The organism is Hymenobacter lutimineralis (genome assembly GCF_008271285.1).
In the GTDB taxonomy this organism is placed as follows: Bacteria; Bacteroidota; Bacteroidia; order Cytophagales; family Hymenobacteraceae; genus Hymenobacter; species Hymenobacter lutimineralis.
Map to the genome: position 1 here is coordinate 1 of NZ_VTHL01000051.1, position 1,234 is coordinate 1,234.

Annotated in this window: 1 protein-coding gene; it reads right to left on the minus strand. The window is 57.9% G+C overall.

The features are described 5' to 3' along the window. Positions 1–19: 19 nt before the first annotated feature. Complete coding sequence (locus tag FY528_RS21120; protein ID WP_149072989.1) at positions 20–1,009, minus strand: IS110 family RNA-guided transposase; 990 nt, start codon at positions 1,007–1,009, stop codon at positions 20–22. Between the last annotated feature and the right edge of the window lie 225 nt (positions 1,010–1,234).

The following is a 1,234-nucleotide window of genomic DNA, read 5'->3' on the forward strand; positions in this document are numbered from 1 at the left end:
ATATGAACTGTGTTAAAAGTCAAGCCTTGCAGGCCAGAGAAGAAGAAAAATCTGCTTGATAGGGCACACCGGATTTGACAATGGCAAAGGCTTGTTTGAGGAGCTTATTGCACACGGCAATCAAGGCCAATTTGCCGTTCTTGCCCTTGGCAACGAGTCGATCATAGAGCGCTTTGCAGGCGGCGTTGGCCCGTTTGGCGGATAAACTGCAGAGGTAGAGCTTGCTGCGTATCAACCCGCCGCCCATTTTGGTGATGCGCACCTTGCCCCGAATGCTCGATCCGGAGCTGTGTTCCCGCGGCGAGAGGCCCGCTTTGGCAATCAACTGCCGGTAGTTGGCGCACTGGGTAAAGCCGCCGGCGAACAGCAACAGCATGCCGGCCGTTTTACGGCCGATGCCGGGAATCGAGCGCAGCAAGCCCATTTCCGGCGCATACCGGGTCTCGAGCAGGGCCAACAATTCGGCCTCGACCGCCTGCAGCTGTTCGTCGAGCAACTCACGGGTCCGTTGCAGGCGCTGCCAGGCGACGGCATTGATAACCGGCTGCTGCCCCAGTGCCTCCAGGGAATTGGTGACCATCGTCCGCTGCTTGAGCAGGTGCTCGCTGACCTGCTCGAGTTGGCGGCATTCAACCAACACCGCTTCATCCGGCTGCCAGTACACCGCGGGTTGTTGCTGACCGTAGCGCAGCAGCCACTGGGCGTCTTTGCGGTCCGTCTTGCCCTTACCCAAGTGCATTTGGATAAAGCGCTTGGCGACGAGCGGGTTGAGGACCGTCACGCGGGCGCCGTGCTCGTGCAGGTAATAGGCCAGGGCGAGGTAGTAGGTCCCGGTGGCTTCGAGGACGTACAGGCAATCGGTGCCGGCCGCCTGCACCAGCCGCGCAAAGCCGGCCCGGGTGTTGCTGACCTCCACATGACGCAGGTGTCCCTGCTCGTGGTAGCAGACAGCCAGCGTGGCTTTGCTCACATCAATACCCACAACGGAAGCCGACACGGAGGTGCTCATTATACTAAGGAGTAAGCGGTGAAAGAAAAACAGAGAAGGAATGCTAGGGCATCTGTCGCTATCCTAATGCAAGCTCGGGGCCTAATGGAACTGTTCGAAGTAACCCTAGAAGAAGGCGGGGATTGTCATATTAGGCAGGCTCGAACGCCTGATATAAGGAAGAATCTTACTCCGCCTTCTTCCTTCTCAGCAACCCAAGGTAAAGGGCAATGCGAACATAGGATA